Below are 12,600 nucleotides of genomic sequence, written 5' to 3'. Positions count from 1 at the left end.
AACGTCACCGTCAACTACCGGCTGATCCGCAGCACGGATCGGCTGCTGCGCGCCTCCGACTCGGGGCGGGCGATCTTCGTCACCTCGGGTGCGGCGCACGGCCCCACCCATTACTGGGGCCCCTACGCCGCCAGCAAGGCGGCGCTGGAGATGATGGTGCAGACCTACGCGCTGGAAGTTTCCAAGTCGAACCTGCGCGTCAATCTGGTCGATCCCGGCGTGGTGCGCACGCGCATGCGCACGCAGGCCTTCCCCGGCGAGGATCCGAACACCCTGCCCCCGCCGGAATCGGTCACCGGCCCGTTCGTCGATCTGGCCGACCCGGCCTGCACCCGCCACGGCGAGATCGTCCGGGCGTATTGATGCCGTTCGCCACCGTCCGGCCGCTTCGCGGACGGTGGCGAACCCATCTCACTGCACCAGCGGCGCCCGCGCCCGGCCGGTCGCGGTGGTCAGGTCGGTGGGGAACAGGCCGGACAGGAAGCCGCCGGGGCGCGTGTAGGTGGCCGACACCACGACGAAGGTCGTCCCGTCGTCCACCACCCGCTGCACGTCCACGCTGAGGCTCGCCGCGTCCAGCGTGGTCATCTTGGCGCGGGCGGCGTTCGCCACCTGCGCCGTGGTGGCGTCGGTGTTGGCCATGGCGAAGCGCGCGGCTTCCTCCGTCCCGAACTGGACGGTGTTGCGCACCCACATGTAGCCGGCGAATTCGAAGATCCCCAGGAAGATCATCAGGAACACCGGCAGGATGAAGGCGAACTCCACCGCCGCGTTCCCCCGCTGATCCGCAAACAGGCGTCGCAGCATCGCCGCCTCCCTCACTGCACACGCCCTCACTGAACACGCCCTCACTGAACACGCAGGGTCGCGGAGCCGGCCAGCGACACCAGTTCGGGCAGGCCGGGCACCGGCACCAGCGGCGTGAAGCCGGCGTTGATCGTCACCTCCAGGAAGACCTGCGGCGCCTCGCCGGACGCGCAGACGCTGGTGCACGGGCTGGATCCGCCGCCGGGGCACTCGCAGAACTGGCGCGACGCCACCGCGGCGGACGGGTCCACGCCCCCGGCGTTCAGCGCGGCGCGGCGGATGCCGGCGGTGTCGCTGGGGTTGGCGCGGGCGTACTGCACGGCGCTGCGCGCCGCCGTCTCCAGTGCCATGCGGTCGTAGGCGGCGCGGCCGAAATCGATGACCGCGCCGAGGATCAGCAGCAGGAACGGCAGCGCCAGCGCGAACTCGACGGAAATGTTGCCGCCGCGCGCGGCCGCCAGCCGCTTCAAGGAGGACAGGAGCCGCGTCATGGCGCCCTCACTCCCCCAGCCGGGCGAGGGACGACGCGATGGGCCGCGCGCCCAGGTCGGTGCAGGTGTCGTTGCCCAGCGCCGCGTTGCCGGTGAAGACCACCTTCCGGGCGACGATCTGCACGCAGCCCGCGCCTTGCGTGCTGTTGTTGCCCTTCCACTCCACCGTCTGCGCGGGGAAGTACATGACGCCGGTGACGTCCAACGCGGCGTTGCCGTTGAAGACGTTGGAGCCGGCGGGCGCGTTGCGGTCCTGGTAGAACAGGATGCCGCGCAGTGGTGCTGTCGCCGAGGAGCGCGCCCGCAGCGTGATGGAGACGTTGCCGCGCACGTCGACGCCGCCGATCTGGCCGGCCCCCGTGGTGCTGGTGAAGACGATGGCCACACCCTCGCCGGTGCCGCAGTCGCAGTCGATGGTGATGTTGCCCTGCACCGAAAGGTCGCCGTGGTTGATGATGTACTCGCCCGGCTCCAGCGTGACGGTGGCGTTGCCGGTGATGGTCAGGTCGCCGCAATAGACGCCCGGCTTCAACCTACCACTCTTGTTGACCTTGTGGTTCGTGTACTTGCAGGGACCGACGGGCGGCACCTGCACGTCGGCGTAGGGGTCGGGCAGCGGCCACGCGTGCGTGGTCGCCGCGCGGGCCAGCATCAGGTTGACGTTGCCGTTCATGGCGACCCCGCCGGCCGTCCACAGCGACTGCGCCTGCAGGCTGACGTTGCCGCTGAAGCTGATCGCCGAGGCGGCGTTCGAATTGGCGGCGATCATGCAGCCGGGCATGACCACGCTGGGGTTGCCGTTGCCGCTGACGGCACCCGCCGCACCGCCGTCCAAGGCCAGGACGCAGGCCTCCCCGGCGTCGCGCGTCAGGGCCACGGCGCGCGCGGTGATGGTCACCGTGCCGTCCTGCACAATGGCCGAGAACAGGCGCGGCTGCTCGCGCGTCACGATCGCCTCGACGGCGTCGGCGCGGCCGGCCAGCGGGCCGGACAGCGGCGGGTTGTTGACGGCGACGCGGTCGTCGCCGGAACCGTTGCGCGCCGCCTCGGCCGTCGCCGCGCTGATCATCCGGGCGGGCGTGCCGCGGGCGATCTCCAGGGCGCCGGCCACCGCCGCCGCGTCGGCCGCCGTCTGAAGCGAGCGGCGCTCCGTGTACCAGGTGCCGACCTCGATGGCGACGCTCAGCAGGCCCAGCAGCGCCGTGAGCGCGAGTGCGATGATGACGAGCACGGCGCCGCCCTCGTCGCGCCCCAGGCCGCGCCCCAGGCGCGCCGCGCCGCGCCTCAACAAGCCGCCCCGTAAGCCCCCCCGTAAGCCACCGTTCGCGCCCATGTTCCGCACTCCGCAGGCCACACGCCCGCTATTCACCCAGCGTGGCCGAGGTGGTGGCGATCGGCCGCACGCCCTGCGCCGCGCAGCCCGCGTCGTCCAGCGCCGTGTTGCCGCTGAAGGACACCGTGCGGGCGATGATCCGCACGCAGCCCTGCGTCCCGCCGAAACTGTTGCCGTTCCACTGCATGGCCTGCGCCGGGAAGTACAGCGCCCCGTTCAGCGACATGGTGGCGCCGCCGTTCAGCCGGCTCTCGCCGCTGGCCGAGGCCCGGCGGTCCTGGAAGAACAGCACGCCGGGATAGGCGTAGCTCGGGTCGCTGGGTGCGCGCAGCGTCACCGTGGCGCCGCCGTTGATGTCGACGCCGCCGATCTGCGTGGTGTTGGAGGTGCTGGTCAGCACGATGGTCACGCCGTTCGGTGCCGTGCAGTTGCAGCGAACCGTCCCCTGTGCGCCGACGTCGAAGTTGCCGCGGTTGATGTAGTAGGTGCCCGGCTCCAGGATGGCGACGCCGTGCGCGCCGACGGTGATGCCGTTGCAATAGACGCCGGGGGTCAGCGTGCGCGTCTCGTTCTGGATGCGCGTGTTGTTGTTCGGGCAGGCGTTGCCGAGCGCCGGGATCGTCAGGTCTGCGTAGGGGTCCGGCAGCGCCCAGGCGTGCGCCACGGGAGGCCGGGCGAAGCTGGCGTTGGTCGAGCCGCCCAGCGCGTAGTTGCCGGACGTCCACAGCGAATCCGCCGCCACCACACTGCTGCCGCCCAGGTCGATGGCGGTCTCGCTCACCGAATTGGCGGCGAGCACGCAGCCCTGCGTGTTGATCACGGCGCTGCCCTGCGCCGTCACCGCGCCCGACGCCGCCCGGTCCAGCGCCAGCACGCACGCCTCCCCCGTGGAGCGCAGGCGCGCGACGGAGCGGGTGGTGATGGGAACGGTGCCGCTGCCGAACAGCGCGGTGAACAGGCGCCCCTGCGGGTGCGTGATGATGGCCTCCACCGCCTGCGGGTCGCCGCTGAAGGCGCCGCTGGCGGGCGGGGAGTTGACGAGGATGGTGTCCGTCCCGGCGACGGCGCCGTTGCGCACGGCCTCGCGCGTCGCGGAATCGGCGACGCGGCCGGGCGTGCTGCGCGCGTATTCCAGCGCGCCGGCCAACGCGGCGGCGTCCGCGGCACTTTGCAGGTTGCGGCGCACGACGTACCAGGAGCCGACCTCGACCGCGACGCTGAGCAGCCCCATCAGCGCCGTCACGGCCAGCGCCAGGGTCACCACCACCGCGCCGGAGTCGTCGCGCCACAGCCGCGCCGGCGGCTTCCGGGAGATCGTCATACGCCGCACCATGGCCTTCACTCCGCTCCACCGCCCCGAAGGCGGCCGACCGCGCACGGGCGCGGATCATCTTGGCGATTATACGACGGATGCCATCCCGCTTCAATATTGTTACAGTGATTGTCACAAGACGGCCAAAGACGAGCCGCCCGGTTTCTTTCATGATTACTTCCGGCTTGCAGCGAGTCCGCCGACAGATTGGTTCGAAATTCGAAGCAACCCGCTGCCCTGGGAATGTGCGGATTCCCGCACAAGGATTGCGGCCATTTGTGTCGAATTCCCTACATGAACCGCCTGCGAATCGGCGTTCCAGGGGCCGGCATGCGTCTTGCTTTCCCACGGCATCCCAGGCCGCAGAGGATCATCATGGAGCCGGTTTTCGCCACGCACCCGACACTGCATTGGAACGACGGACTGGCTCTCGGCGTCGAGGCCATCGATGAGGAGCACAAGGTCTGGCTGGATCTGGTCCGCACCTTCCAGCAGGCCGTCGCCGACGGCGAGGCGCCCGCCGCCGTCTACGCGGCGATCGTCGAGGCGCTGATCTACACGGAACGCCACTTCGCCAACGAAGAGGCGCTGATGCAGGAAACCGGCTACCCCCACCTGGACGACCACCGGGCGCAGCATGCCCGCGCGGCGGCCGAGCTGCACGCGGTCACCGAAGGGAAGACGGGCGAGGAGGAGTTGATCGCCTACATCGGCAGCTTCCTGCCGAACTGGCTGCTGCTGCACATCAACACCGCCGACCGCAAGTTCGCGGCGTGGCTGAAGGAACAGCGCGCCGCGGCGGCCGACGGCGTCATGGCGGCATAACGAAAGGGCGGCGTGACGAAAGCCCCTGCCCCGTCGCGGGGGAGGGGCTTCCGCGTCAATCCTCGGCGAAGGGGTTCTTGCCCTTGCGCAGCAGCAGGCGCACCGGCACGCCCGGCAGGTCGAAGGTGTCGCGCAGGCTGGCGACCAGATAGCGCTGGTAGCTCTCCGGCAGTTCCAGCGGCTTGTTGACGAACAGCGCGATGGTCGGCGGCCGGGCCTTCACCTGCGTGGCGTAGCGGATCTTCACCTGCCGGCCCTCGACCAGCGGCGGCGGGTGGTGCTCGACCACGCCCTTGATCCAGCGGTTCAGCTGCGCCGTGGGGATGCGGCGGTTCCACGTGTCGTAGGTGGCCATCACCGCGTCGAGCAGCGCGTCGAGCTTCTGCCCCCTGAGCGCGGAGATCGTCACCGTACGCACGCCCTTCACCTGCGCCAGCGAGGCCTGGAGCTTGTCCTCCACCTGCCGCAGCACGGATGCCCGGTCCTCCACCGCGTCCCACTTGTTGACGGCGATCACGAGGGCGCGGCCCTCCTGCTCCACCATGCGGGCGATGATCAGGTCCTGCTTGTCGAACACCTGGTCGGGGTCGAGCACCAGCACGACGACCTGCGCCATGCGGATGACGCGCAGCGTGTCGGCGACCGCCAGCTTCTCGACCTTGGCCTCGACCCGCGCGCGGCGGCGCAGGCCGGCGGTGTCGACCAGCCGGAACTGCCGGTCGCGCCACGTCCAGTCGACGGAGATGGCGTCGCGCGTCATGCCGGCCTCGGGGCCGGTCAGCACGCGCTCCTCGCCGACGAGGCTGTTGAGCAGCGTCGACTTGCCGACGTTGGGGCGGCCGACGATGGCCAGCTGGATCGGCCGGCGCTTCTCCTCCTCCGTCTCCGGCGGCAGGCCGTCGGGTTCCTCCTCGCCCTCGCCGGGCGCGGCGGCGGCCGGCACCGCTTCCGGCGCGGGGGCGTCCTCGTCCTCCTCGGGCGGCACGTAGGGCATCAGCGCGTCGAAAAGCTCGCCCAGGCCCTCGCCGTGCTCGGCCGAGAGGGCGATGGGATCGCCCAGGCCCAGCTCGTACGCCTCCAGGATGGCGGTCTGCGAGGCCTTGGCCTCGGCCTTGTTGGCGACCAGGATGATGGGCGTCTTCGACTTGCGCAGCAGGGCGGCGAAGTGGCGGTCCATCGGCGTGATGCCGGCGCGCGCGTCCACCAGGAACAGCGCCACGTCGGCGCGCTCCAGCGCCATTTCGGTCTGGCGGCGCATGCGCGCCTCCAGGCTGTCGTCGGTCACGTCCTCCAGCCCCGCCGTGTCGACGATGGTGAAGGACAGCCCGCCCAGGTGCGCGGGCGCCGAGCGCCAGTCGCGCGTGACGCCCGGCGTGTCGTCGACCAGCGCCAGCTTCTTGCCGGCAAGGCGGTTGAACAGCGTCGATTTTCCGACGTTGGGTCGCCCAACGATCGCTACGGTGAACGGCATGCGCCGCCAGCCTCCCTCGTGTCCGTCACAGTTGCCTTCGGACCCGGCCCGCTCAGCGGAACGCGACCAGATACCCACCGTCGGTCAGGACATAGAGGGTGTTGTTGGCGACCACCGGCGGCAAGTAGGTGACCCCCGGCAAAGTGTAGCGGCCCTGCTCCTTGCCGTCCTCCGGCGCCAGCGCGACCATGCGGCCGTTCGACCCGGTCAGCCACAGCCGCCCGCCCGCCAGCACCGGGCCGGCCCAGCGCACCGCGCCGGTCTTGTCCTTCGGGTTCTCGTACCGCTCCAGCGGGGCGACCCAGCGCACGCGGCCGTCGCGGCGGGTCACCGCCACCACCTCGGCGTCGTTGGTGACCATGAAGACGTGGTCGCCGGCCACGTACGGCGTCTGCGTGCCGCCGACCTCGGCCTCCCACACGCGGGCACCCATGCGGGCGTCGATGGCGACCATGCGGCCGGAGTGGCTGACGGCGATCACCTGCCCGCGGTCGAGCACCGGCAGGCCCAGGATGTCGGCCAGACCGCTCAAGGCGCCGCTGCGGCGGATGGCCGCCAGGCTGTCCTGCCACGCCACGCGGCCGTTCTCCGGCCGCAGGCCGTAGATCTCGCCGGACGAATAGGCGGGCACCACCAGGTTGCCGTCGGTCGCCGGGCTGGAGCCGCCCAGCAGGCCGGCGGTCTCGTGCAGGCCGGCCTGGTTCCACAGCTCCTTGCCGTCGGCGGCGTTCAGCGCCACGGTCTGGTTGTCGAGCGTCAGCACATAGACGCGCGTGCCGGAAACGGTGGGCGCGCCGCGCACCGGGCCGGCCACGCGGGTGCGCCAGACGGCGCCGCCGTTGCCGGCGTCCAGCGCCACCACCTCGCCATAGCCGGTGCTGGCGTAGACGCGCCCGTCGGCGAAGGCCACGCCGCCGCCCGATGCGTCGCCGCGCTCCTTCTCCGGGCGGATGTCGACGCGCCAGATCTGGCCGCCGGTGCGCGCGTCGTGCGCCGCCACGTGCGAATCCGCGTCCATGACGTAGACGCGCCCGCCCGCCACCACCGGCACGCCCAGCAGCATGCGCGAGCTGGAGGAGCCGCTGCCGACGCTGACCTGCCACGCCTGCGCCGGGCTGGCGGCCAGGGCCAGATGGCCCATCATGTGTTCGGGGTTGCCGCCGGCCTGCGCCCAGCTGTCGTTGGCGACGGCCGCGGGCAGCGTCACCGGCGCTTCGGCGAGCCGCGCGTCCGCCTCGACCTTGCGCTCGCGCATCAGCACGGCGACGCGCTCGCCCGGCAGGGGCGGCTTGTCGTTCTTGCCGAACCAGCCGCTGACGGTGTCGCACCCGCCGAGCAGCAGGGCGAACAGCGGGGCCGAAAGGATGGCGGCGCGCAGGTGGGGCTTTCGGGTCATCAGCTCTTGCCGTAAAGGGCGGCGAGGTCGGCCGCGCGCGAGCGCACGCCCGCCGGGGCCGCGGAATCGTCCGCGAGTTGCTGGAACAGGGTGCGGGCGCGGTCCTTGTCGCCGGCGCGGGCGGTAAGCACCGCCGTCATCTCGCGCGCCGAGAAGCGCCAGGGGCTGGCGTCGGCGGTCAGCGGCTGGAGGCGCGCCTGGAGCGGGCCGGGTTCGCCCTTCTCCATCTGGTGCATGACGGACAGCAGCGTCGCGAGGTCGCGGTAGACCGGCTTCACCGCCGTGTCGGCGGCGATGGCATCGTACATCTGCGCGGCCGCCGCCTTGTCGCCGGTGCCGGCCTTGGCCGCCGCCGCGTCGAAGCGGGCGATGGCCTTCATGTCCGGCTGGCCGGCCTGGGCGGCGAAGGCCGACAGCGCCTCCACGCCCTTCTCCGGCGCGGTGCGCGCCTGGGAGACGGCGCTGACCAGCGCCGCCGTGGCGGATTCGCGCTGCGACTGCTGCCAGTTGCGCCACAGGTTGAACCCCGCCGTGCCGGCGACGAGCAGCACGGCGATGGCGACGAAGTAGCCGCCATAGCGCTTGAACACGCGCTCCATACGGTCGCGGCGGAGATCCTCGTCGACTTCCTGGAAAATGTCGCTCATGGCCCTACGGCGTGCGGGTGGGCGGGCGCCCAGGAGGACGCCCGGCATGGAATCTCAAAGGGGCCGGATAGCAGAGCCCCCGCACCCGGTCAAGGTTGCTCAACGAAACGGCAGGGCAATTGCTTGAAAGCCCCTCCCCCTTGGCGGGGGAGGGGTTGGGGAGAGGGGGATTACGGCCGGATGGCCGGAAGAGAGACTCTTTGTCCCGGCTGCCGCCGGTAAAACCCCTCTCCCGCGAGGGGAGAGGGGCTGTACATCAGCCGCAAACCGTTCAAGCGATTGCCCTGCAACGAAACGGCGCGCCATGGGGCCGGTCAGGTCGGGTACTTCCACTTGATGGAGCAGCCCATGCTGGGGATCTGGTCGGCCGGCCCCTGCCCCGTCTCGGCGATTCGCAGCATGGCGTGGTACAGCTCGCGCGGGGCGTTGGGCACGATGTCCTTGCGCGAGGCGTCGAGCCGGCCGCGGTACTGCAGCTCCAGGTCGGCGTTGAAGCCGAAGAAGTCGGGCGTGCAGACGGCGTCATAGGCGCGCGCCACGTCCTGCGTGTCGTCGAGGAGGTAGGGGAAGGTGAAGCGGTGCCGCTCGGCGAAGCGCTTCATGTTGTCGAAGCCGTCTTCGGGATACTGCGCGGTGTCGTTGGGCATGATGGCGACGGCGGCGACGCCGTGCGCCTTCAGGTCGTTGACGTCGCGCACGATGCGGTCGATCACCGCCTGCACGTAGGGGCAGTGGTTGCAGATGAACATCACCAGCGTGCCGCGCGGGCCGCGCACGTCGGCCAGCGCGTACGTCCTGCCGTCGACGCCCGGAAGCCGGAAGTCGGCGGCCTTCCAGCCGAAGTTGCAGATCGGCGTTTCCGCGGCCATGGCCGTCTCCTCCCCCTCGTTTGCGCTCTTACCGGCGTCCCTCATTTATAAGGAGCCGGGATCCGCCGGCCAACGCCCTTTCGGGTGGGTCCTTTGGACGCACGTCCGCGTTCCGGCGAGAGGAAGGTGAAAAGAAAACGGCCCGCCGGCCGAAGCCGACGGGCCAAACATTGGAGGCGCCCGGACATCGAAAGCGCCGGGCCGCCGATGGGGGCTGCGTCAGGACGCCATCTGCGCGGCGGCGATGACGGCCTGCGTGCGGTTCTTCACGCCCAGCGACTTGAAGATCGCGGTGACGTGGATCTTCACCGTGCCTTCGGACAGGCCCAGCTCATAGGCGATCTGCTTGTTCGACTTGCCGGCGCGCAGGCAGTCCAGCACCTCGCGCTGGCGCTGGGTGAGGCCGTAGCCGGCCGACCGCTCGGCCGCCGTCTCCAGCGGGCGGCGGCGCCCGTTCGGCTCGGCACCGAAGGTCAGCGCACCCGGCGGCACGTAGATGCCGCCCGAGAAGACGAGGTTGAGCGCGCCCAGCATGACCTTCACGCTGCTCGACTTCGGGATGTAGCCGGTCGCCCCGTGGTCGAGCGCACCCCGGATGTCGTTCAGCGCCTCGGACGCGGAGACGACCACCACCGGGGTTCCGGGCTGCAGGGCCTGCACCTCGCGGATGCCGTCGAAGCCCGGCCAGTTCGGCATATTCAGGTCCATCAGGACCACTTCGAAGCGTTCGCCGCTGCGGCAGTGCTCGATCACCTCGTTGAACGTGCCGGCCTCGACGAAGCTCGCGTCGGCATGCAGTTGCTCCAGCAGGCGGCGCAGGCCTTCGCGGAACAACAGATGGTCGTCACCGATCAGAATTTTCATGGTTCCCGTCCACCCCTCGCTGAACCGGCAGAGGCGCCGGCGCTATCCTTTTTCCCGCGTCCACCAGCTCTCGAAAGGCGAACCTTCCTGCCGTGAGGATTGCGATCAAGTGGGTCACAGGTACCACAAAAGGGAGATCATCTGTATACCGACAAGCGCCATAGGACATTTGCCGCCGCCCTGTTGACGTTCGGCTCCACGACCGTGGCGGGGCGCGTCGCGCATTTCTTACCAAAGGCATAAATGCACGCCGTAAGGCGCATCGGGGGCGCGCGATACTTGGTCCTGCCGAAACGCACGGCGGTTGTTCTCAAAAATGTCACGGCATCGCTTTGCAAGCGCGCACAAATGGTACGTTCGATTTGCCATTCGCAAATCGATCCGGGACTTCACCGAATGGAATGACCGTTGCGGCAGCACAGCCTGTACGAAGGTACAGTCCAACGCCTCACCCGACGCGCATCTTGCCGCGTCCCATTCGCCCGCAACCACCTCGGAGGTGTTATCACGTGGAGAACGTCTGTCGCCGAACAGGCGCGCTTGACGAACTCGAATGATACGCTATCGTTTGATTTACAGGGGACACGGTTAATTTATAACATTATCCCTAGACTGTCAAGTTTTTTTGCACAATTTAGTCACAGGTAACAATAGACCAAATCACGGATCGGCGAATTCGCCCCCTCTCATACAACGCAGGCACCGCTACCTGAACGACCCAAACAAGGCCGGCCCTGGAGCCCCCACAAGCAGAGCTGCCCCATGCACACGCCCCAAGAGTTCGCGACCGAGAAGGCATCTCATTCACCCCGCAACGCGGTGACGCCCATGCACGTCTGCCTCATCCTCGACAACAACGCCCTGACGGAGACGGTCGTCCAGGCGTTGGAGCGGGCCGGCCGGCATCGTGTGACCGTGTTCCACGACATCAGCGAACTGACACAGAGCACGCTCACCCCCGACGCCATCCTCATCGGCCTCCAGCAGTTCACCGCGCTGCGCGAGAACGAGCCGATGGTCTACCTGCGGCTGTCGCGGCGTTCTCGAATCGTCGTCGTGCTGTCGTCGCGCGAGTTGCTGGACGCCGCGCACATCCTCGCGTTTGCCGACGCCTGGGTGTTCGAGGACATCAACGTCGACCGGATCAACGAGTTGCTCGACCTCGGGCTGGAAGGCCACTGCCTCATGCCGAAGCAGTTCCTGTCCCGCCTGGGCGTCGACGAGATCCGCCTGACCCTGCTGCCCCGCCTCTCCGACCCCGAGTTCGAGACGCTGCGGCTGCTCGGCCAGGGCCTCAACAACCGCACCATCGCCAACCAGCTCGACCTGTCCGAGGCGGTGATCAAGTCGATGGTGCGCAGCGTCCTGTCCAAGCTGCACTTCCGCAACCGCACGGAAGCCGGCGTCTTCGCCGCGCGGCAGCAGGGCGCGCTGCAATCGGCGCGGGACGGGATGGTCCCGCCCCTGTCGCAGCACCACCATCACCACGCGCGTCACGCCGGGGCTTAGGCCCCGGCGACCACCGGCCCGCACGGCGACATCCTTACGGCGAAAAAGGCCGGGCCGCCGTTTTCCATGATCCCCTGAGGTTCATGGAAAGCGGCGGCCCGGCCTTCTTCCGTGTCGATCTTGCCTTCGTATCGGTCTTGACTGGCGCCCCCTGCCCGCCGGCCGTCGCCGCAGCCATGGGCTGCGGCGACCGCGGGGGCGTGTGCGGGACGCGTTACTGGTGGACGGCGGTGGCGCTCGGCACCGCACCGCCGGCGAACTCACCGCCGATGCCGTTGTTGAGCGCCCAGATGGCGGCCTGCGTGCGGTTGGAGGCGTTGATCTTGCGCAGCAGGCTCTTCAGGTGGACCTTCACCGTCGCCTCGGTGATGTTCAGGTGGTTGGCGATCATCTTGTTGCTGTCGCCGTTCAGCAGGCAGCGCAGGATCTGCACCTCGCGCTGCGACAGGCCCTTGCGCGACACCGGCATGTCGGTGCCGTTGCCGTTGACCCGGCCGCTGATCAGCAGGGCGGCGAGGTGCGTCGGGAACACCTTCTCGCCCATCATGACGAGCTTGAGCGACTGCGCCAGCGCATCCGACGACAGGTCCTTCATCAGATAGCCGTCGGCGCCGGCTTCCAGCGCGTTGGCCAGACGCCGCGTGCACAGGTCGCTGGTGAGGATCACCATGCGGGTTTCCGGCAGCAGGGCGCGGAGGCGGCGCATCCCCTCGGCTTCCTCGTCACCCCCGTTGACCAGGTCGAGCAGGACGAGCTGCGGCCGCAACCCTCCCTCGACCGAACTCACCGCTTCACGAAGGTTGCCGGCCTCGGCGACGATCTGGAAGGGAGAATCATCGAGAAGGCGCTTGAGCCCCTCCCGGAACAGCTTGTTGGAGTCGATCAGAAACGCGCGCACTGGTTCCATTGTCAGCTCCCGCGAAATTCGGATAAATGCTCAAAGACCCGACAGGCAATTTGTGGATCAACGTTACCCGCCGGTCTCCAGACAGCTCCCTCCGATGGCACCTTCGCGCCGATATTTTGGGTGACGATACCCCTGTGTCGTGAAGAACGGTACCACTCTCTGGTATTAA

At 69.2% G+C, this 12,600-nt stretch carries 13 protein-coding genes; 3 read left to right on the top strand and 10 right to left on the bottom strand.

The annotated features are described in order from the left end of the window. The coding region (locus VED21_RS02285) for an SDR family NAD(P)-dependent oxidoreductase (RefSeq protein WP_324880691.1) at positions 1-363 on the top strand (363 nt) is incomplete at its 5' end. A 48-nt stretch (positions 364-411) separates the two neighbouring features. On the opposite strand, the gene VED21_RS02280 is transcribed toward VED21_RS02285, so the two are convergent. The 4 genes from VED21_RS02280 to VED21_RS02265 form a co-directional block, all read right to left on the bottom strand. Further along, positions 412-807, bottom strand: a complete 396-nt coding sequence (locus VED21_RS02280) for a TadE/TadG family type IV pilus assembly protein (RefSeq protein WP_324880690.1) — start codon at positions 805-807, stop codon at positions 412-414. Between the two features lie 41 nt (positions 808-848). Further along, on the bottom strand, positions 849-1,298 hold the full coding sequence (locus tag VED21_RS02275; protein ID WP_324880689.1) for a TadE/TadG family type IV pilus assembly protein: 450 nt from the start codon (positions 1,296-1,298) through the stop codon (positions 849-851). A 7-nt stretch (positions 1,299-1,305) separates the two neighbouring features. Next, positions 1,306-2,586, bottom strand: coding sequence for a pilus assembly protein TadG-related protein (locus VED21_RS02270; protein WP_324880688.1), 1,281 nt, complete (start codon positions 2,584-2,586; stop codon positions 1,306-1,308). 73 nt (positions 2,587-2,659) lie between these two features. Then, positions 2,660-3,952: a pilus assembly protein TadG-related protein gene (locus VED21_RS02265; RefSeq protein WP_324880687.1), complete on the bottom strand. Its 1,293-nt coding sequence runs from the start codon at positions 3,950-3,952 to the stop codon at positions 2,660-2,662. Positions 3,953-4,318: 366 nt separating this feature from the next. Here VED21_RS02265 and VED21_RS02260 point away from each other — a divergent pair, with 366 nt between their 5' ends. Further along, the gene (locus VED21_RS02260; protein WP_324880686.1) at positions 4,319-4,768 is read left to right on the top strand and encodes a hemerythrin family protein; all 450 of its coding nucleotides are present in this window, start codon (positions 4,319-4,321) and stop codon (positions 4,766-4,768) included. A 55-nt stretch (positions 4,769-4,823) separates the two neighbouring features. Here VED21_RS02260 and der read toward each other — a convergent pair whose 3' ends face one another. The 5 genes from der to VED21_RS02235 form a co-directional block, all read right to left on the bottom strand. Then, positions 4,824-6,239: a ribosome biogenesis GTPase Der gene (gene der / locus VED21_RS02255; protein ID WP_324880685.1), complete on the bottom strand. Its 1,416-nt coding sequence runs from the start codon at positions 6,237-6,239 to the stop codon at positions 4,824-4,826. Between the two features lie 52 nt (positions 6,240-6,291). Further along, positions 6,292-7,635 carry a PQQ-like beta-propeller repeat protein gene (locus tag VED21_RS02250; protein WP_324880684.1) on the bottom strand — a complete coding sequence of 448 codons (1,344 nt, stop codon included), beginning with the start codon at positions 7,633-7,635 and terminating at the stop codon, positions 6,292-6,294. Further along, entirely contained in the window at positions 7,635-8,282 is a 648-nt protein-coding gene (locus tag VED21_RS02245; protein WP_324880683.1) for a tetratricopeptide repeat protein, read from the bottom strand. Before VED21_RS02245 ends, VED21_RS02250 begins: the two co-directional genes overlap by 1 nt. Positions 8,283-8,596: 314 nt before the next feature. Continuing rightward, a complete protein-coding gene (locus VED21_RS02240) occupies positions 8,597-9,151 on the bottom strand; it encodes a thioredoxin family protein (protein WP_324880682.1) in 555 nt (184 codons plus the stop codon). A gap of 219 nt (positions 9,152-9,370) precedes the next feature. Beyond that, positions 9,371-10,015 (bottom strand): response regulator transcription factor, encoded by a 645-nt coding sequence (locus VED21_RS02235; RefSeq protein ID WP_324880681.1) that lies wholly within the window; start codon positions 10,013-10,015, stop codon positions 9,371-9,373. A gap of 762 nt (positions 10,016-10,777) precedes the next feature. Here VED21_RS02235 and VED21_RS02230 point away from each other — a divergent pair. Then, complete coding sequence (locus tag VED21_RS02230) at positions 10,778-11,524, top strand: response regulator transcription factor (protein WP_324880680.1); 747 nt, start codon at positions 10,778-10,780, stop codon at positions 11,522-11,524. Positions 11,525-11,738: 214 nt separating this feature from the next. Here VED21_RS02230 and VED21_RS02225 read toward each other — a convergent pair whose 3' ends face one another. Then, entirely contained in the window at positions 11,739-12,431 is a 693-nt protein-coding gene (locus tag VED21_RS02225; protein ID WP_324880679.1) for a response regulator transcription factor, read from the bottom strand. Between the last annotated feature and the right edge of the window lie 169 nt (positions 12,432-12,600).

Source organism: Azospirillum sp., assembly GCF_035627195.1.
Taxonomy (GTDB): Bacteria; Pseudomonadota; Alphaproteobacteria; order Azospirillales; family Azospirillaceae; genus Azospirillum.
This window is presented reverse-complemented; position numbering and strand designations above follow the sequence as displayed.